We start from the raw sequence: 21,836 nt of genomic DNA, 5'->3' as shown, positions 1-21,836 counted from the left end.
TTTTATCTGTTTTATCTCTTCCTTACCTTTAAAAACACTTTTTGAATGTTATAACTTTTACGAATTTTTACCAAATTATTGAAAATAAAAACCAATCTTAAAATTTTAATTTAATTCATCTAAGAATAAATCATCGTTTGATTTTTAAATTAATAAGTTTTATCTGAATCAAAAAAATAAATTGATAAATCTAACATTAAAAATCACCTCAAAATACCAGTATTTCGCTTAACATTTTGCTTCCTTTCGTTTAACTTATATACAATACAACATATTTCAAAATTGATTAGTAAATACGGTAGTTTCTTAAAAAAAACATGTTACAAAAACAACATAAAAACCTAATTTTCCCTGTATTTACGGGCAACTAAAACGTTGTATTAATCAAATTCAATAGTATTTTGGACATATTCAAAACTGTCATGCAACCCCGATTTATATATTTGTTTTAATTAAAACCAGCAAAAACATGACTAATCCAAAAGAAACAAACCGACTTCTGCAAAATCTATTTTTATTTACCCGGCGCAAAATTCCCCAGCACCTTTATCAGGTTAATAAATTGTTATAATTTTCACCACAAATAAAAAGATCCAGTGGCTGATCTAAGTAATAAGACCAAAACTCAACTTAAATAACATCAATAGGAATTAAGAGTAAAAACTTGTTCCGGTTTAAAAAAAAATTATGAAAAGGACTATATTTTTATTTTTGTTGCTTACCACATGCAAAATGATGTATGGGCAGGATATTATTACCGTAAAAGGTGTAGTAACCGATATGCAAAATATGCCAATGCCGGGAGCAACTGTTTCTGAAAAAGGAACCAAAAATGCTACCGTTACTTCTATGGATGGTGATTATCAAATAAAAGTAAAACCGAATGCTATTTTGGTGTTTACTTTTATTGGAACAAAACCAAAAGAAGAACACGTTAAAAACAGAACACAAATTAATACTAAACTTATCGACGACACTAATAATCTTGACGAGGTAGTTGTAGTAGGTTATGGAACCAAAACACGAAAAGATCTTACGGGAGCCATCTCATCTGTAAAAGGACAAGAACTGGCAAAAGTTCCGGTACAAAACGTAGCTCAGGCATTGCAAGGTCGTATTGCAGGTATGCAGGTTACGATGTCTGACGGAACTCCGGGTGCTGAACCTTCGCTTAGAATTAGAGGAGGAAGTTCAATTACCCAAAGTAACGAACCTTTGTATGTAGTTGATGGTGTAGCACAAACCGGAGGATTAAGCTTTTTAGATCCAATGGATATTGAATCTATAGATGTTTTGAAAGATGCAGCCTCTACTTCTATCTACGGTGCTCAAGGTGCAAACGGAGTAGTTTTAGTAACGACCAAAAAAGTTAAAGGTGGCAAATTAACCATTAGTTATGATACTTACGGAGGAATAAAAACTATTGCCAAAACACTTCCAGTATTAAATCCATATCAGTACACACAATTACTGTATGAAGCCGCAACGGATGATACCAGAATGACAAAATTTGTAAACGCTTTTGGTACTTATGATGAATTAGAAGGTCTTTATAAAAACAGAAAAGGAATTGACTGGCAAGACGAGGTTTTTGGAAATGCAGTAGAAAGTCAATACCACAAAATAAGCATTAGCGGAGGCGAAAATGATACCAAATACAACGCATTCAATTCTGTAAACAACGATCAGGGAATTTTACTTGGAAGCGGTTCTGTAAAAAATATTGCCAAACTAAACGTTATAAATAATATCAGTAAAAAGTTTACAGTTAACGCAATCGTAAATTACTCGAATCAAAAAGTAACCGGATTATCTACAAACGATGGCGGAAATGCAAGATTAAGCATGTTGCAAACTTTATTGCAATACAGACCTACAATTGGAAAAACAGGATCCGATGACGATCTTAAATACTTAGTTGTAGATCCATTAGACAATCAGAGTTCACCAGCATTTCAAAGTCCGCTTATAACAATTGACAGCCAAAAAAGAGAAGCAATTACGCGATCTATTAATATGAGTTTACAGTTTCAGTACAATATCACTCCAAATTTAATTTATCGCGGACTGGTGAGTTATACTGATAATAGCATGAAAAGCAAATATTTTAATGATTCCAGAGGTATTCAAGCCATTAGAAGCGGTGGTGCAAATGGTGGCGTTACACACAATATTTCGACACGTCTAAACTACAACAACGTATTAACGTTTAGTAAAACCTTCAATAAAATTCACAAGTTTGATGCTACTGTCGGACAAGAATACATTTACAATTATAATGAAGGAGTAACAGCTACGGCTTCTGGTTTTCCTGCTGTAAATTTAGGCTGGGATAAATTACAATTGGGAACTATTGCAGGAATCCCAACAACTTTTGCCGAAGATGATAAAATGTTGTCTTTCTTCGCAAAAACAAATTACTCTTATAAAAACAGATATTTATTTGCTGCAAGTATTAGAGCTGACGGTTCTTCTAAATTTGGATCTGAAAATCAGTGGGGATATTTCCCATCCGTTTCGGCAGCATGGAGAGTAATCGAAGAAAGTTTTATGAGAAAAGTACCTGTTTTCTCTGATTTAAAATTTCGTGTAAGTTATGGTGAAGCCGGAAACAACAGAATTGCAAATTATGCCGCTTTGGGTATTTTTAATTCAGGATCATATCCGTTAAATAATCAAGTGAATATTACAGCATTTCAAAACAACCTTCCTAATCCATACTTAAAATGGGAAGCTACAAAATCGACTAATATTGGTCTTGATTTAGGTTTCTTTAAACAAAGAATATCTTTAACAACAGAATTGTACGATAATAAATCAAAAGATTTATTATACAACACGCGTGTACCGGCAAGTTCAGGATTTAAAAAACAGTTTCAGAATATTGGAGCTACTTCTAATCGCGGAATCGAATTTACGTTGAATACAATCAATGTAAAAACCAACAATTTTAATTGGAACACAACTTTTAATATTGCCTTTAATAAAACAAAAGTTCTTGCATTAAGCGAAGGCGAAAATGCATTAATTACTAACAGTTACACAGATAAAAATGATTACATTTTAAAAGTAGGACAACCTGTAGGTACTATGTACGGTTATGTGAGAGATGGTTTATATCAGGTAAATGATTTCGATTATAACACAACAACAAAAGCTTATACACTAAAAACAGGTGTCGTTAGCGATAATATTGCAGTACAACCCGGCTTTATTAAATTTAAAGATATTAGCGGACCAAACGGAACGCCCGACGGAGTTATTAATGATTTGGACAGAACTGTTATTGGAGATGCAAATCCTAAATATACCGGAGGTCTAAACAATACTTTTAGTTACAAAGGAATTGATTTAAGTGTATTTCTGGATTTTACAGTAGGAAATGACATTTACAATGCCAATGTACTGAACAACTCCAGACTGGACGGAGACAATTTAAATACACTTGCAATTTATGCTGACAGATGGACTACTATTAATGCAGCCGGACAACGTGTAACTGATCCTACTGAACTGGCAGCTCTAAATGTTGGAAAAACCAATCCTGCCTTTAACGGTAATAGTACAGGACGTTTGTATAGCGATATTATCGAAGATGGTTCATTTTTAAGAATCAACAATATAAGTCTTGGATATACATTACCTAAAGAATGGCTGAAAAAATCAAAAATTTCTAATTTAAGAATTTACTTCACCGCCTACAACTTATATGTATTTACCAAATATTCCGGGTACGATCCTGAAGTAAATGTTCTTAATAATGCAATAACAAGAGGAGTCGATTTTAGTGCTTATCCAAGAAGCAAATCCTTTGTTACAGGTTTAAACATTTCTCTATAATTTAAAGTTCAATAAGATGAAAAAATATATATTTTCCCGCAAAGCAATCCTTCTGGCAAGTATTACTTGTCTATTATTGCCATTAAATTCTTGCGACAAAGACCTTGATGTTACTCCTTACTCCTATTTTACCACCGCTAACTTTTTCTCTAATGTAGACGAAGCTTACATGGCAACATTAGGCGTTTACGAATCGATGTCGTCTATGGATGCTTATGGATGGAACATTTCTCTAATTTTTGATGCCGATACTGATATTCAACAAATAAGCGGAACTGGTCCGGACGACTGGAGAACCATACCACATTATCAGGGAATTTCTCAAACAAATGCTTTATATAATTCATGGAGCAAATTGTATGAAGGAGTTGACAGAGCCAATGTTGTTATTGAAAGAATCCCAAAAATGGATTTGTATACCGGCGGAACTCAATCTCAAAAAGACCAGTTAAACAGAATGATTGGAGAAGCTAAATTTCTTCGTGGATTTTATTATTCTGAATTAGTACGTTTATGGGGCGATGTTCCTTTTAAAACTAAAAGCTCACAATCTGGAGATAATCTAAAAGGTGCTTTGGTGGATCGTTACGAAATTTATGCACAAATTATAAAAGATATGCAGGAAGCTGCTCTTCTGTTGCCGGAACAAACCCCAACAGACGAACGCATCAACAAATGGGCAGCAAAATCTATGCTCGCCAGAGTTGCCCTATTTGCAGGAGGATTTTCGTTAAGCGCAGATGGAAATATGAAACGTCCTGCCAATTACAAAGAATATTACAAATTAGCACAAAAGGAAATTAATGATGTAATGGCACAAAATCCGTACAAATTAAATCCTTCTTATTCTAAAGTATTCAAAAACCAATGTCAACATGTTTTAGAACCTACAGAAAATATCTTTCAAGTTGCCTTTTATAATCCGTCAGGAAATATTGGAAATGCCTCTTGGGTTGGTAATTTTAATGGTCCTGCAACTGCAAGCGGAGTTTATCCATCAAATACTGCAAGATGCTTAGTACCAAAACCGTTTTACACCAGTTTTAACGACGCCGATCAACGAAGAGATTTTTCTATAGCCACTTATTCTATCAATAATTTAGGGAATAAATTACCGCTTTTAACGACCAGACAAGATGAATCTTGGACTGTTGGTAAATGGAGCCGTGAATACCAAACCAATGCAGTTGCCGAAAGAGTGTACACACATATCAATTGGGTTGTAATGCGTTACTCAGATTTACTTTTAATGCGTGCCGAAGTAGAAAATGAATTAAACGAAGGTCCAAATGCAATTGCCTACGATGCAATTAATCAAGTTAGAAAAAGAGGTTTTGGTGCAGATATCCAAGGAAGCAGAATTGCTATTGACTTAAAAACCAAAGGTACGGGATACACCTCTGCCGCTACAGTCGTTATAAATATAACAGGCGGTGGCGGAACAGATGCTTCGGCAGCTGTAATTACACTTGCAAGTGGCGGTATAAATACAATTGGAATGTTACGTTCCGGAGATGGTTATACCTCTGCTCCAACGGTAACAATTACAAGTACAGACGGAAAAGGAACTGGAGCCACTGCAACTGCAAGACTGCTTACAAAACCAACAACTGCCGAAATGAGTCTTCCAACAGGTCTTAGCAAAGATGATTTCTTAAAAGCCTTACAACAAGAAAGAGCCTGGGAACTTTCGGGCGAAGGAATCCGAAGAGCAGATTTGATTCGATGGGGAATTTTAGCGACTAAGTTAAATGAAACAAATACAGCCGTGAAGCTAATTCGTTCCAATTACTTTTTTCCTTGCATCACTAATTTCGTAGCAGGTAAACACGAATTGTATCCTTATCCGCAAAACGAAACAGATGTAAACAAATCAATAACACGTCAAAATCCTAAATATTAAACCACTAGAAACTTATGAAAAAGATAGTATTAGTATTCAGTTTAATCTTAATGACAACAGTCATGTTTGCACAAGACAAGCCCAAAAACATGAAAGTATTAAGAGATTCTATTTTTACAGTTATGAAACTTAGTCCGGTCAACAGACAAAAAATGCATGATTTAATTGCCGAAAATGGTAAAGGACAAAAAGCCATTAAAGATGATCCGGCACTTTTTTATGATCAAAGACAAGAAAAATTAGAAGCTTGGAAAAAAGACATAACCACAAAAGAAAAAGCGATTCTGACTCCTGAACAATTTCAAATTTGGAGAGATTTTGGCAAATCCTTAAATAAAACCAAGTCATAATAGGAATCAGCTTAAAATAAGGGCATATTTTTTTTAGAAAATTACACGATTTTTGGACATTAATGCAGAACTTGCCGTTCTGCATTAATTGTTTCCAGGAGAATATAAAACCCTCGAAAACACGTAATGACATTTTATTTAAACACATAGAAACAGGTAAAATACAATCATAAAAATGAACACTATGAATACTTTAAACGAGACACAAATATCTAATTCGTATACAATTGGGATAGATATTGGTGGGACTTCACTAAAATGTGGCGTTGTTAATGAACTCGGAGAAATTTTATTTTCATTTATAGTATCTTTAAAAGAAGCTAAAACCGAAGCCAAAGTTATAGACTTAATGGTCGACGCAATTAAACAATGTACAGATCAATTAAATGAACCCATTGTTGGAATCGGAATTGGTTTTCCCGGTCTAATTGAGAATGATGTTATTATTGGCGGTGGCGTTAATTTACCAGGTTTTGAGCAATTGCCTTTAGGTAAAATTCTTAGAGACTTAACTGGCCATAATATTGTAATTGACAACGACGCAAACCTAATGGGACTAGGCGAACTAATGTATGGTGCTGCCAAAGACAGCGACGATGCTATTTTTCTCACCATTGGCACAGGAATTGGCGGTGCTATTTTGATTGACAAAAAACTTTTTGGCGGTTTCAAAAATCGTGGTTCCGAATTAGGACATACTATAATTCAGCAAAATGGCTTACAATGTGCTTGCGGCGGACGTGGATGTTTAGAAACCTATGCTTCTGTAACGGCATTAATTAGTTACTACAAATCTCAAAACCCATCCGCAGATGAAGATATTGATGGTAAAACCATTATCGAAAAATATCTTGCCGGAGAAGAACATGCCATAAAAACAATGCAACATCATTTTGATTATTTAGCGGGCGGAATAGTCAATTGTGTAAATATATTTAGTCCACAAAAAGTAATTATTGGAGGTGGTATTAGCGAAGCGGGTCAGTTTTATATTGACGAATTAACACAAAGAGTAAAATTAGGTGCACTTCCGGTTTCTTTTTCAAACACTAAAATTGTCGCAGCAACACTTGGTAACAGAGCCGGATTATTGGGCGCATGTGCAAATGCTTTCCAAAAATTTAAAAAGACAGAATACGCGCTGTAATAAAAGTTCAAAATTAATCTCGCAAAGACGCAGAGGCGCAAAGTATCCTTTTTAAGTTTTAAACTTTGTGTTAACTTCAATTTTAAACAAATAAAATTTTGCGACTTTGCGACTTTGCGTGAAACTATATTGGATGATTTCGCCACGACTCGAGCGATAGCGAACAGGCGAAGCAATTACACGAATTATATCTTTAATTCCCTAAAAAAAAATCTGCTAAATCTGCTAAATCTGCCAAATCTGCGAGCAAAAAACTTAGCGCACCTTGCGTAAATCTTAGCTCACTTTACAGTTAAATCTTTCTCAAAGTTGGCTAATTAAAGGCTTTTAGATAAATTTAATATCATTTTAAACAAATTCAAAACCTTCTTATAACATTGATCATTAAATTCGTTTTGTAATTCAGAGCGTTCACAAAACAAATTATAATCTTCAAAGATCATGTTTCAAAAAAACATATTTTTTATATGGCTACTCGTGGTATTGCACATTCCTTTTTTAGGGAATACTCAAACTGCCGACCGTCCAAATATTCTAATTATCATGACCGATCAGCAAACTGCTGATGCCATGAGTATAGCAGGAAACAAAGATTTGCATACTCCCGCAATGGATAAATTAGCGCAAAACGGAGTACGATTTACCAAAGCTTATTGCGCTCAGCCTTTATGCTCGCCATCACGTGCATCACTAATGAGCGGAAAAATGCCTTATGAAACAGGTTTTATTGGCAACGTTCCAGAAAAAGACGGTCAATGGCCTGATGATTTATTGATGATGGGGAAAATTTTCCAAAACGGAGGTTACAAAACCGGTTATGTAGGCAAATGGCACCTTCCCGTTCCTACCACCAAAAAAAGTCAGCATGGTTTTGAGTATATCGAAAACACCAATTTTCTGGATTACAACGATGCGGCAACACCATCCTTTTGTGCACGTTTTATCAGCGAAAATAAAAATACTCCTTTTCTATTAGTGGCTTCGTTTTTAAATCCACACGATATTTGCGAATGGGCAAGAGATGAAGATTTAAAAATGGATATTTTAGAAAAAGCACCTCCACCAAATCAATGTCCGCAATTACCAGCCAACTGGAAAATTCCCGATTTCGAACCTAAGATTGTTCGCGATCAGCAAAAAGTAAGTTTTAGAACCTATCCAACCGTTAACTGGAACGCAGATCAATGGCGTCAATATCGTTGGGCTTACAACCGACTTGTCGAAAAAGTAGACAGTTATATCGAAATGGTTTTAGCCTCTCTAAAAAAATACAATATCGAAAAAAATACCATTATCATTTTTACAGCAGATCATGGCGATGGTTATGCCGGACATAGTTGGAATCAGAAACAAATATTATACGAAGAATCAGCCAAAATTCCTTTTATAATTTCAAAAATAGGCCAATGGAAACCTCGAACAGATGATATGTTAGTTTGCAACGGAACAGATATTATTCCAACCATTTGTGGCTTTACCGGAGTACCAAAACCAACTTACTTAAAAGGAATTGACATTAGCAAAAAAATTGCCAATCCAACAGAAAAACTGCGCGATACGCTAGTTATTGAAACTGATTTTGCCGATAACGACAAACTCATGAATATTAGCGGACGCGCCGTAATCTCAAATGATTTTAAATATATTGTATACAACAAAGGCGAATTAAAAGAGCAACTTTTTAACCTAACGACAGATCCGGGCGAAATCACCAATTTGGCAGTAAATAAAACTTATAAAAAAGAATTAATTGCGATGCGTCGTTATTTAAAACAATGGTGCAAAAACAATGGAGATTCTTTTACATCAGGATTATAAACTGTTTTAAGGAGAGATATAAATTAAACAAAATAAGATATTTACTTTTTCTTTACATTAGAGGTTAATTTATTTATTTGAAAATAGAATTACTTTTAGAATATCAAAAACATTGCATATAAATCGAAAAAAAATTAAACACATAGAAACATAGATTTTAGAACATAAAAGAATACAAAAAAAGAAATACATTTCTTTAACATAGTCAACTATGTGCATTTAAAACAAGTGAAACGCCTTTTTTAGTACCCAAACAACTATGATTCTATGTGTTAAAAAAACATCACAATAAATATTTTCAATAAAGAAAAAGCATAAACAAAATAATTATAATACCACATTCATGAAGAAAACGATAGCACTTTTTGCGCTTTTCTACATTGTACTTTTTGCCGCACAAAGTCATGCGCAGGTGCAAGACCGATATTTTCGTAATATTTCGGTAGATAAAGGCTTGTCACAAAGTTCCGTTTTTGCCATTCAGCAAGATACATTAGGTTTTATGTGGATTGGAACTCAAGACGGTTTAAATCGTTATGACAGTAAAGGTTTTAAAGTTTACAGACCCATCAAGAATGTAAAAAACAGCCTGCAATCGTATTACATCCGTAGCTTATTTACAGATCATAAAGGGCAATTATGGGTTGGCGGAAATCAAGGAATTAGCGTTTACAATTATAACACAGACAGTTTTACCAATTATAAACTTCCACGTAGTATTGGCGAATGGTACATTTCGTCTATAACGGAAGATAGCACACATAAAATTTGGGCAACCTCGATTACAGGCGAAGTCTTTGTTCTTGCACCTGAAGCCGAAAATTTTACAACCATTAAATTTAATGCTTCCTCTCACGAAATTAAAAAAATAGCCTACATAGGCGTTTGGCAAAAACAAATTATTCTAGGTACAGATGTTGGACTTTTTAAACTAAAAGCCAATTCACATCAACTAATAAAAATTAATCTAGGCGCAAAAAAGCCTTATATCAATGACGTTTATGTTGACGGAAAAAACCTTTGGGTAGCGACCGAAGGCAACGGAGTAATTAGATACAATGCCACAACGGGACAAGCAAATCCGCTACTTCACAGTTCAAGCGCCAATAGTATTGCCGATAATAACATTAGATGCGTAGGAAAAGATACCGAAGGAAATATTTGGCTTGGAACATTTAAAGGGCTTTCTATTTTTAATCCAAAAAATGATTCTTTTACAAACTATTACCATCAAATATCTCAACCTTACACGATTAGTCAAAATTCTGTTCGCTGCTTTTTTAAAGACAAACAAAACGGAATTTGGCTAGGAACCTATTATGGCGGCTTAAACTATTATCATAAAAATGATATTAAATTCAATTTACTAAGTCAAAATTCAGGAAAACCATCATTAAACGATGAAGTAATTGGCGTAATAAAACAAGACACAAAAGGTAACTTTTGGATTGGAAGCAACGACAAAGGAATCAATTGCTGGAATAAAAATGCCAATACAATTACCTATTTTTCAAATAGCGAGAACAATCCAAATAGTTTGAGTTCCAACAATATCAAAGCCATCGAATTTGATAATAGCGGAAATGTTTTAATTGGTACACACAACGGCGGATTGAATTTACTGAATCCAAATACGGGATTTGTACAGCGCTTTCGCCACGACGAAAACAATCCAAACACCATTGCAGGCGATTTGGTTTACAGCTTATTAAAAGACTCCAAAGGGCGTATTTGGGTTGGAACAAGATCTGGATTAGATCAATTTCATCCTGAAACAAAAACCTTTACACACATTCATTTAGACAAGGCCGGAAAACGCCCGGCATCAGACGATATTACTTTTCTTTTTGAAGATAGTAAACATAGAATCTGGATTGGAACCACCAACGGTGTAACATTATTTTATCCCGAAACGCTTTTGTTTGGAAACATCGGACACGGAAAACTTAGCGATGATATTGTAAATTGTATTACTGAAGATCAAAAACACAGAATCTGGATTGGTACCAGAGAAGGTTTGCGATTGTATGATGAAAGTCAGGAAACTTTTATAAGCTTTAATGCGAGAAAGAATTTTGTTAAAGAAACGATTTACGGAATAATTCCGGATGACGATGGAAACCTTTGGATTTCAACTAACAGCGGATTAATAAAATTCAATCCGGATAAAGATTCTGTTCAGGCTTTTGACGAAAGCGATGGTCTTCAAAACAAACAATTTAATGATTATGCTTTTTGCAAAGCTAAAGACGGAATGTTGCTTTTTGGCGGAATTAAAGGTGTCTCATACTTTTATCCATCAATGGTAAAACAACGTCCTTTGCCTTTAAAATTAAGTTTTACTGCCTTAGAAGTTTTAAACAAAACGGTTGCTGTAGACGATGAAACGGGTATTTTGGAAGAACATATTGACCAGACGAACGAATTGGAAATTGGCCCTGAATACAAACAATTCAGCATCTTTTTTAATACGTTCAATTACATTTCATCCAACAGAACGTACTACTATTACAAATTAGACGGCATCGATAAAGATTGGCAAAGAACTGACGAACTAAAAGTGAGTTACAGCAATTTACCTGCTGGAAAATATAATTTTCAAATCAAAGCCATTGGTCCAAATGGCGAAATGAGCGCAGTAAGAAGTCTAAAAATTATAATTCTTGCGCCTTGGTATAAAACAATTTGGTTTTCGTTATTATTGCTTACTATTATTGGTACAGCGGCGTACATTGGTTTTAAAATTATAAAAGAAAGAATAAAAGCTGTTCAGCAATTAAAAGTAGAACGTATTGATAAAGAACGTGTGAGTTACATTAATCAGGTAAAAATGGACTTTTTTACCAATGTTTCGCACGAATTAAGAACCCCTTTAACTTTGATTTTGGCTCCTTTAGAAGAGTTATTAAAAATGCCTTTTGCAGATAAAGCGACCAAAAAGAAACACGAATTAATGTTTATTAATGCTAAAAGACTTTACAATTTAGTCGATCAGTTGTTTGAGTTTAGAAAAACCGAAATGGGAACGCGTCAACTAAAAGTGGGCAAAGCCGATATTGTAAGTTTTACTCAGGAAATTTTCGAATCGTTTAAACCGCTTTCAGAAAAAAACAGCATTCATTATACCTATCATTCAGAAGAATCGCAATTGTTATTTTATTTTGATAAAGATGCAATGGAGAAAATCTTATTTAATCTTTTATCAAATGCTTTTAAATATACCAAAGCCGGTCAAACTATTCGTGTAGAATTGGTCAAGAAAAACGATACTGTACAAATAAAAGTTGCCGACACGGGAGTTGGAATTAGCGCGGAAGATTTATCTAAAGTTTTTGATCGTTTTTATCAGGTAAATAACCGCGAGATGAATTTGGGTTCCGGTGTTGGATTAGCTTTTACCAAACGTTTGGTCGAGTTGCATCATGGCGAAATTATTGCCGAAAGTACCATGCAGGAAGGAAGTACTTTTACCGTTACCATTCCGGTTTTGGATCAGGTTTACAAAAACGATCAGCATGTTGAAGAATCTGCTTATGATTTATCTATTATATCTGATAATGAACTCGAAACAGATGATTCTTTATTGCCCGAAGAAAATGAAATCGTCGAAAGAAATCAACCCATAAAACTGCTTATTGTAGACGATAACAAAGAGATTTTAGATTATTTGCAAGGCTATTTTAGTAAAATTTATGAAGTTACAGTAGCTTATGATGGGCAAATGGCGCTGGAATTATTAGAGATTCAGCCATTTGATATCATTATTAGCGATGTTATGATGCCGGAATTGGATGGTTTACACTTTTGTAAAAAAGTAAAACAAAACATCAATACCTCGCATATTCCGCTAATGCTTTTAACAGCAAGAAACGAAACAAGTCAGCAAATAAAAGGACTAGAAATGGGTGCCGATGATTATATCACAAAACCATTTTCGACACCATTACTGGCAGCAAAAATCACCAATTTATTACGCTCGCGTAAACGCTTAAAAGAGTATTATTCTGTTGGAAAAGAAATGGTTCCGGAAAACATTGCTTTTAATACACTTGACGAAGAATTTTTAAAACAAGCCATCAGAATTGTCGAAGATCATTTGGCAGATTCAGAATTCTCTGTCGATCAATTTAGTAAAGAAATTGGAATGAGCAGGTCTAATCTTTATTTAAAACTAAAAGCAATTACAGGCGAATCGGCAATGGATTTTATTAAGCGAATCCGTTTTAAAAAGGCCGTAGAACTCATGCAAAGTAAACGCTACACGATTGCACAAATCACCTATATGTGTGGCTTTAACTCGCCGTCTTATTTTTCAACCGCTTTTAAACAACATTACGGCTGTATGCCAAGCGAATATTTAGCAAAACTAGAAGATCCAAAAGAATAATAGAAATTGAAACAACACCACTATTATGATATGAAAAAACATCTTAGTTCCTCTTAATTAAAACAACTGAAACGAAGTTTATTAAGAGCTAATAAATCAATTACAAATTTCAATTTTGAAAATTATAATCCTGCCCAAATGAAGCGATCATTTTGGAGTGAGAAGCCCAAACTATGCCTTAACCGAACCAATTATTTGATAAAATTTAAATCCTAAAACATCGACTATAATAGTGCTTACTAATTAAAATAACTCCAATGAAAATAATTAAAATCCTCTTTTTACTCGCTTTTATTTTGCCCATAATTACCGTTGCACAAACAAAAGCAACAGTAACCATTAAAAACAATTCGGCTTTAGACCGAAAAGAAACTGTAGTAACCATTAAATGGGCAACTATATCAAATGCTTATCCGCAAATTGATACGAGCAATTTTGTAGTGATTAATGGCAATACCAAAAAACAAATTGCCTATCAATTAGAACACAAAGGAACTACTGCAATTCAAAACTTATTAGTTCAGGTAGATCTTAAAGCAAAATCGACACTTACACTTTTAATTCAAAAAGGAAAACCTGCGCCATTTACCGCTAAAACTTATGCGCGTTACGTACCGGAACGTCTTGACGATTTTGCGTGGGAAAACGACAAAATTGCTTTTCGTGCCTACGGCAAAGCATTAGAAAAAACCGAGGGCGATGCTTACGGTTATGATGTTTGGGTAAAACGAATAGATAAAATGATCTTAAACGACCGTTATAAACGCAATGAATATCATATTGATCACGGCGACGGATTAGACTACTATCATGTAGGTTATACATTGGGCGCAGGAAATATGGCTCCGTTTGTAAACGATACCATCCGATATTCTGCCAATTATCATCAATGGAAAATGCTAGACAATGGTCCTTTGCGCTCGACTTTTCAATTGACTTTTGATACTTGGAACGCTGGCGGAATAAAAGTTAAAGCAACAAAAACCATTTCAATAGATGCAGGATCCCAGCTCAATCGCATCGAAAACAATTATACTTTCGATAATAACAAACCATTGCCTGTTGTGGTTGGAATTATTAGACGCGAAAAACCTGGCGTTATATCATTAAACGAACAACAAGGCGTTATGGGTTATTGGGAACCAACTGAAAAAGAAGGTACAACTGGCGTTGGATCCATTTTAACAACTCCTGTAAGTACAATGTCGGTAAATAAAACTCAAATTCTAGCTAAAACGACCGTTAATAATAACGAACCAATTGTGTATTATTCTGGAGCAGCTTGGGACAAAGCCGGAAAAATTACAAACTCAAAACAATGGTTCCATTATTTAAATCACTTTTATCAGCAACTTCAAAATCCTTTGATAGTGATTGTAAAATAGTTTCAAAAAAAATACTAAGCCAAATATTTTAAACACCTAGAAACATCGATTTTAAAAATATCTGCCAAAGTTATTTAGACAACATTGTCAGACTGAGCGAAGTCGAAGTCCCACAAGCCGAATCTACTCATACACTAGCTATGTGTTAGAAACGAGTTTCTTTTTAATCTTCTTTCCAAAAGCTTAAAGATCCTATGTTTCTATGTGTTAAAAAAAAACGTCTTCAAAGAAAAATAAATAAAGATTACTAATAACCAAAAACAAACAAAAAAATGTCAATTAACTTATTTGATTTAACAGGGAAAACAGCGCTTATTACAGGAGGAGTTCACGGACTAGGTATGGCAATGGCCAAAGGACTTGGACATGCAGGAGCAAAAATCGTAGTAAACGATCATTCATCGCAAGAAGCAGTAGACAATGCTATTGCAGAATACAAATCAGAAGGAATTGAAGCTTACGGTTTTTTATTTGATGTTACAGATGAAACAGCAGTAATTGCGGCAATTAACAAAATAGAAGCTGAAGTTGGACCTATCGATATTTTAATCAATAACGCCGGAATCATTAAAAGAACTCCAATTATAGAAATGGAAGTTGCAGATTTTGAAGCTGTAATAAAAGTAGATTTAACAGGCCCATTTATCGTTTCAAAAAACGTAGCAAAAGGAATGATTGAGCGTGGAGGCGGAAAAATAATAAACATGTGCTCTATGATGAGCGAATTGGGCAGAGATTCTGTAAGTGCTTATGCATCTGCAAAAGGTGGACTAAAAATGCTGACTAAAAATATGGCTACAGAATGGGCTAAATTTAATATTCAAACTAACGGAATTGGCCCTGGATATTTTGCAACAAGTCAAACGGCTCCAATTCGTGTAAACGGACATCCTTTTAACGAATTTATTATGGGCAGAACTCCAGCCGGACGTTGGGGAAATCCTGAAGATTTGCAAGGTGCTGCAATATTTTTAAGTTCAAAAGCCAGTGATTTTGTAAACGGACATGTTGTTTATGTTGATGGCGGAATTTTGGCTACAATTGGAAAACCGTCTAACGAGTAATTATACCTTGACTCGTTGAGTGTTTTATTTATAAAAATTAATTTAAAATGATAAAAAGTACCCTGGATAAAGCAACAGGATTCGAAAAAAGATTTGAAAACATCAACACCGTTGTTTTCGAAAATTCGGCTGAAGCATCTCGAGCTGTTGCGCAACAAATAGCAGCACTTATCCAATCTAAACAAGAAAAAAACGAATCTTGTATTTTAGGTTTAGCAACTGGTTCTTCTCCAAAAGGATTATACGCAGAATTGGTTCGTTTGCATAAAGAAGAGGGATTGAGTTTTAAAAATGTAATTACTTTTAATCTGGACGAATATTATCCGATGGAACCGGATTCTATCAATAGTTATGTTCGATTTATGAAAGAACTATTATTAGATCAGGTTGATATTTTACCCGAGAATTATCATATTCCGGACGGAACTTTGTCTAAAGAAGAAATTGCTGATTATTGCCATCATTACGAAGCTAAAATTGAAGCTCTTGGCGGAATCGATTTGCAAATTCTTGGAATTGGCGGAAATGGTCATATTGGGTTTAACGAATCCGGTTCATTACAAAATTCAAAAACAAGATTAGTAGCCCTGGATCATATTACGAGAGTTGCTGCAAGTGGCGATTTTTCTGGTTTAAGTAATACGCCAAGAACCGCTATTACGCTTGGAGTAAAAAAAATAATGGAAGCCAAACAAGTTATTTTAATGGCTTGGGGTGAAGGAAAATCAGATATTATAAAAAAATCTGTTGAAGGAGAAGTAACCAATCAAATTCCGGCTTCATTTTTACAGGAACACAACAATGTGGTTTTTGTTTTAGATAAAGAAGCTTCTTCAAAACTAACCAGAATTAACAGACCTTGGTTGGTCGAGAAAATTGTCTGGGCCGATCAATTAATTAGAAAAGCAGTTTTGGGATTGGCATTAGATCTTAAAAAACCAATTTTGATGCTTACTGATGCAGATTATATCGAAAACGGAATGAGCGATTTACTGGCTGATTCTGGTCTTGCATACGACATAAACATTAAAATATTCAACAAACTACAAAATACAATCACGGGCTGGCCGGGCGGAAAACCAAATGCAGATGATAACAATCGTCCGGAAAGAGCAGAACCAACTAAAAAACGTGTATTGATTTTTAGTCCGCATCCTGATGATGATATTATTAGTATGGGCGGAACTTTTATGCGTTTGCAACAACAAGGTCACGAAGTGCATGTAGCTTATCAAACATCCGGAAATATTGCTGTTGCCGATGATGAAGCATTGCGTTTTGCAAGATTCGTAATTGATTATAACGAGAAATTTGGAATCAAAAGCGCCGAAGCAGATGATATTTATAAAAAAGCACAAACCTTTTTAGAGAATAAAAAGAACAGTGAAATTGATATTCCTGAAGTGCGTTACATTAAAGGATTAATTAGAAAAGGAGAAGCCCGTGCGACAAGTCACTTTGTAGGTTTGCCAGACGAGCAAATTCATTTTATGGAATTACCATTTTATGAAACCGGAACAATTGAGAAAAAACCTTTGGGTGTAGACGATATTCAGCTTACGATCGAATTGATAAAAAAAATACAACCACATCAAATTTATGCGGCAGGAGATTTAGCAGATCCACACGGAACTCATAAAGTTTGTCTGGACGCCATTTTTGAAGCTGTAAAAACATTAAAACCAAAACCTTTCATGGATGATTGCTGGGTTTGGCTATATCGCGGAGCTTGGCAGGAATGGGGAATTGACGAAGTCGAAATGGCGGTACCAATGAGCCCGGATCAGGTTTTAGAAAAACGTCATGGAATTTTTAAACATCAATCGCAAAAAGACGGTGTTGTTTTTCAGGGAACTGATGCCAGAGAATTTTGGCAAAGAGCCGAAGATAGAAATGCAGAAACTGCAGCATTGTACAACCAATTAGGTTTGTCTCGTTATGCCGCAATGGAAGCTTTTGTGAGATGGAAATTTTAGTAGTTTTTGTTTTCTAAAAATTAAAAAGGCAATAAAAAAAGGGAATAGTTTTTAATAAACTATTCCCTTTTCTCTTTTATATAATGATGCTTCTAATGCTTCAAACTTAAATACTAAATTTCGATTTCTTTTGCAGCATTTTCTCTCCTTTTTGCCAACTGACTTACTCTCCAAATTAAAAACACGGTAAAAAGTGTAAGTACCGAAATTACATATCCAAGAATATCATAATTTTCAAGCGGAGAAGATTTCGTTTCCTGATGCACAATAAATCCTGCACTAACCGCTGCAATTCCGCCCGCAATTTGTTGCATCGAAGAGGTTATAGACATATAAGCACCACGATCTTTCATTTCTGGAATTGCAGTATTTAATGTCGTTGCAGGAACCATACGACTCATGATTCCCATAAACATAATCATAGTCAATACTACAACTTGCCATAAGGGTATAGGCCCAAGATTTGTGTAAATAATTATCATAATTACCGAAAGTATAGATCCTGCGGTAAACAGTTTGAATTTATTTACTTTGTCACTTAATTTTCCAACAATTGGCATGATAAACAATACCGAAAGTCCGGTTAAGAAAAATACCATTGGTAAATCTTCCTGGCTAATATGAATGTTGTTTACTAAAAAGACGCTTCCAAAAGGCTGCATCATAAAACCTCCAACCGAAAGTAATGCAATTGCCGCGAAACCAATTTGATAATTTTTATTACTCAACGTATGCCAAAGATGCAAAAACGGACTTTTGTCTGATTGCAATTCTAAATGTTTGGTAATGGCAGGCATTTGTGTAATGATCGCCAGTAAAATAAGTACTCCCAAAACGGCAATCATTAAAAATGAAGAATGCCATCCCCAATGATTAGCACAATAAAGTCCTAATGGTACTCCTAAAATCTGACTCGCTCCATAAGCCATTTGAATAACCCCCATGACACGCCCGCGTTGATGAATAACAAACAAATCGGTTACGATTGCCAAAGAAACAGAACCAATTACTCCACCAAAAAGTCCGGTAAAGATTCTTGCAAAAAGCAACATCGTGTAGTTTGTAGAAAGTGCACAAAACACAGTTCCGATAATGAATCCTGTGTAAAAGAAGAGTAAAAGTTTTTTTCGGTCAAATTTATCTGCAAAACCCGCAGCAAGTAAACCTGAAATTCCTGCACTAAAAGCATATGCCGAAACCGTGAATCCAAAATTTGCTGTGGTCATATCCAGCTTTTTCATTAAAATATCTCCCAAAGGCGAAATAACAATAAAATCCAGAATAACTGTAAATTGTAAAAGTGCCAATATGGCGATAATCATTTTTTGATTTAAAGTGAAAGACGGGCTTTCTATGGTATTTTTTTCCATCTAATTTTTAAGTGTATTGTTTTAGTCCAACTCTTGACATTCATGACCAAACTCTGTAATCATATCGATAATAGTTTCCGGCATAAGCGTTTCTGAAACAACGCGAAGTACACAATCGACATCATCACAGTCGATACTCCATTGTTGAATAGCTGAGTGGGCATTAAGTTTTTGACGAACAGGACAATTTGGATCCTGATCTCCAATGTTGGTTTTAAAAATATGTATTGTATCTAAATTGGTTTCCATAATTTTTCATGGTTTTAGTGCTTTTATTGTAGCCTTAAAAGCTTCTTGCATCATTTCTTTGGTAAGTGAAAATGGCTTCCCTCCCATACTCTTACCTTCAGTATGCAGGTTTAATAATGTATATAGCGGTCCATAAGCAATAGACCAAAAAACCTCAAATGTTAACGGAACAATCTCTTTATTCCGTAAACCGTTTTCAATAAATTCCTTCATGATTTGTCTAAAATCAGAGAATTCTTTTATAGAGTCTAAAATTGCTTCTCCATGAGGCGAATGTTTGACGATTTCAAAAAAAGCAACTTCCTTAGGATATTTCATTGTAAAATCTGCACGGTTTTCCCATTGTTTCCACAATCCCTCTTCAAAAGTCATTTTGGGCGAAAAGTTTTTAATAGTACCCGTAAAAAATTTAAGTGCAATGATTGCTCCTATTTTTTGTATTAAATCATCCTTATCCTTATAATAAATGTATAAAGTTCCAACAGAAATAGAACAAGCTTTTGCCAGCTTATTCATACTGAATCCCTGAAAACCTTCTTCAACAATTTGATCTATTGCAGTCGCGATTACCAGTTTCTCTTTATCAACATCTCTTACTCTCATTTCAATATTTTTTTGCAAAGATAAAACAATAAATGAATGAACATTCTTTTATTTATTATTTTTTGAGAAGTTTCAGAAAACAAGTATTTTATTCTATTATTAAAATCTCAAATGAATCAGTTTTAGACAAGTCTTTTTATAAAATTTTAAAATATCAATACGAATAGAAAAAAATTTTAATATTGAAACTCAAACGCTATCATTAATTTAAAAATTATGTTAAGTTTGTATGTACAATTTTTGTAATTTATAAAACCATGAGTTTAAAAGACTTATTAGACGTTAGTAAAGACAAAAGCCTCTCAGGGCAAAAATGGCATATGCTAAGACAATCTATTACAAAAAGATTATTGTCTGGCGGTAATGCTACAATTGCAGAATTAAGTACAGAATTACAATCGAGTGTTCCTACTGTTACCAAAGCTGTTCACGAATTATTAGTTGAAGGCTATGTTGTTGATATGGGAAAAATTACCAACAGCGGCGGAAGAAGACCTTCTCTTTATAGTATTAACCCAACTTGTGCTTATTTTTTGGGTGTTGAAGTTGGTATTAGCAGCATGTCTATTGGATTACAAAATATCAAAAACGAATTGGTTAGTGTCGACTTAGGCACTTCTTTTATACTCGAAAACTCTCAAAAATCATTATTAAAATTTTGTGAACTCATCAACTCTTTTATTGAAGATAGTTCTGTAGAGAAAAAAATGATTGTTGGGGTTTGCATCAACTTTTCCGGTCGTATTAACTCGATGGAAGGTTTTAGCTATAATTACTTCTTTAGCGAAAACAGGCCTTTAAACGAAATCATTTCGGAGCAATTAGATCTTCCTGTACATTTAGAAAACGATACCCGCGCCATGGCATTTGGTGAGTATTGTGAGGGAGTTGTAGACGATGAGCAAAACATAATTTTTGTAAACTATAGCTGGGGAGTCGCTATTGGAATGATTACTGATGGTAAGTTATATTACGGAAAATCTGGCTATTCTGGAGAATTTGGACATAGTACTATTTTTAATAATGAAATTATGTGCCAATGCGGAAAACTGGGTTGTTTAGAAACCGAAATTTCCGGCTGGTCCTTAATTAACCAGTTTAAAGATGCCATAAACGAAGGAAAACTGTCTAAAGTCGTTCTTGACGAAAGTTCTTCTACACTACAACACAATGCTATTATTGCGGGTGCCGTAAACCTCGAAGACACACTTTGTGTCGATTTGGTAACGCAACAAAGCGAAAAAATGGGACGTTATTTATCTATTTTATTAAATATCTTCAACCCTGATCTACTGGTAATTGGCGGAGATTTCGCACAACTTGGCGACTACGCATTACTACCAATCCAGTCTGCATTAAAAAAATATTCACTTGGTTTAGTTAACCGTGATATGAAACTCAAAAAGTCTACTTTAGGCCGTCGTGCGGGCGTTATTGGCGCATGTTGTGTTATCAAAGAAAAGATGTTATTCCCGTTAATTAATAATTAATTTTTTTTATCCTTTACTTATTATTAAAATATTTTAATAACTAATATTGTTATATTAAAATATTTTATATCTTTACCTCGTAATAAAAAATTAATTTATTCATAAGGTTATCACAACATTTATTCAGAATATAAAATTTAGGTGTTAAATGATGGCCAAATCAACAAATAGATTTACAAAAAGGTAGTTAATCACAAAAAACATTTTATTCAAGAATATAGCTTAATAATTATTGAATACAAACTTTTAAAAAA

13 protein-coding genes are annotated in these 21,836 nt (G+C 34.3%); 10 read left to right on the top strand and 3 right to left on the bottom strand.

What is annotated here, in order from left to right:
* Positions 1 to 687 precede the first annotated feature (687 nt).
* The 9 genes from IW18_RS09000 to nagB all read left to right on the top strand — a co-directional run bounded on the left by IW18_RS09000 (position 688) and on the right by nagB (position 17,870).
* Positions 688 to 3,840 (top strand): SusC/RagA family TonB-linked outer membrane protein, encoded by a 3,153-nt coding sequence (locus IW18_RS09000; protein ID WP_041517251.1) that lies wholly within the window; start codon positions 688 to 690, stop codon positions 3,838 to 3,840.
* A gap of 16 nt (positions 3,841 to 3,856) precedes the next feature.
* The gene (locus IW18_RS08995) at positions 3,857 to 5,743 is read left to right on the top strand and encodes a RagB/SusD family nutrient uptake outer membrane protein (RefSeq protein WP_041517250.1); all 1,887 of its coding nucleotides are present in this window, start codon (positions 3,857 to 3,859) and stop codon (positions 5,741 to 5,743) included.
* Between the two features lie 14 nt (positions 5,744 to 5,757).
* Positions 5,758 to 6,093: a hypothetical protein gene (locus IW18_RS08990; protein ID WP_123902526.1), complete on the top strand. Its 336-nt coding sequence runs from the start codon at positions 5,758 to 5,760 to the stop codon at positions 6,091 to 6,093.
* Positions 6,094 to 6,277: 184 nt separating this feature from the next.
* On the top strand, positions 6,278 to 7,240 hold the full coding sequence (locus IW18_RS08985) for an ROK family protein (RefSeq protein ID WP_052480125.1): 963 nt from the start codon (positions 6,278 to 6,280) through the stop codon (positions 7,238 to 7,240).
* Between the two features lie 441 nt (positions 7,241 to 7,681).
* Positions 7,682 to 9,058, top strand: coding sequence for a sulfatase family protein (locus IW18_RS08980; RefSeq protein ID WP_041517248.1), 1,377 nt, complete (start codon positions 7,682 to 7,684; stop codon positions 9,056 to 9,058).
* A gap of 343 nt (positions 9,059 to 9,401) precedes the next feature.
* Entirely contained in the window at positions 9,402 to 13,445 is a 4,044-nt protein-coding gene (locus IW18_RS08975) for a hybrid sensor histidine kinase/response regulator transcription factor (protein ID WP_041517247.1), read from the top strand.
* A 257-nt stretch (positions 13,446 to 13,702) separates the two neighbouring features.
* Complete coding sequence (locus IW18_RS08970) at positions 13,703 to 14,830, top strand: DUF4861 family protein (RefSeq protein ID WP_240475544.1); 1,128 nt, start codon at positions 13,703 to 13,705, stop codon at positions 14,828 to 14,830.
* 272 nt (positions 14,831 to 15,102) lie between these two features.
* The gene (locus tag IW18_RS08965) at positions 15,103 to 15,894 is read left to right on the top strand and encodes a gluconate 5-dehydrogenase (protein ID WP_041517246.1); all 792 of its coding nucleotides are present in this window, start codon (positions 15,103 to 15,105) and stop codon (positions 15,892 to 15,894) included.
* A 47-nt stretch (positions 15,895 to 15,941) separates the two neighbouring features.
* Positions 15,942 to 17,870, top strand: coding sequence for a glucosamine-6-phosphate deaminase (nagB, locus tag IW18_RS08960; RefSeq protein ID WP_041517245.1), 1,929 nt, complete (start codon positions 15,942 to 15,944; stop codon positions 17,868 to 17,870).
* A 113-nt stretch (positions 17,871 to 17,983) separates the two neighbouring features.
* On the opposite strand, the gene IW18_RS08955 is transcribed toward nagB, so the two are convergent.
* From IW18_RS08955 to IW18_RS08945, 3 genes are read right to left on the bottom strand one after another with little or no spacing between them, the layout of a single operon-like run.
* Complete coding sequence (locus tag IW18_RS08955; RefSeq protein ID WP_089081929.1) at positions 17,984 to 19,240, bottom strand: MFS transporter; 1,257 nt, start codon at positions 19,238 to 19,240, stop codon at positions 17,984 to 17,986.
* A 21-nt stretch (positions 19,241 to 19,261) separates the two neighbouring features.
* Entirely contained in the window at positions 19,262 to 19,489 is a 228-nt protein-coding gene (locus tag IW18_RS08950) for a hypothetical protein (RefSeq protein WP_041517244.1), read from the bottom strand.
* A gap of 6 nt (positions 19,490 to 19,495) precedes the next feature.
* On the bottom strand, positions 19,496 to 20,092 hold the full coding sequence (locus tag IW18_RS08945; RefSeq protein WP_041517243.1) for a TetR/AcrR family transcriptional regulator: 597 nt from the start codon (positions 20,090 to 20,092) through the stop codon (positions 19,496 to 19,498).
* A gap of 257 nt (positions 20,093 to 20,349) precedes the next feature.
* On the opposite strand from IW18_RS08945, the gene IW18_RS08940 reads away from it, so the two are divergent.
* Positions 20,350 to 21,582, top strand: coding sequence for an ROK family transcriptional regulator (locus IW18_RS08940; RefSeq protein ID WP_041517242.1), 1,233 nt, complete (start codon positions 20,350 to 20,352; stop codon positions 21,580 to 21,582).
* Positions 21,583 to 21,836: the final 254 nt, after the last annotated feature.

It is taken from the genome of Flavobacterium hibernum (genome assembly GCF_000832125.1).
GTDB lineage: Bacteria > Bacteroidota > Bacteroidia > Flavobacteriales > Flavobacteriaceae > Flavobacterium > Flavobacterium hibernum.
Note: the sequence above shows the minus strand (reverse complement) of the source record. Positions and strands in the feature narration are given on the sequence as shown.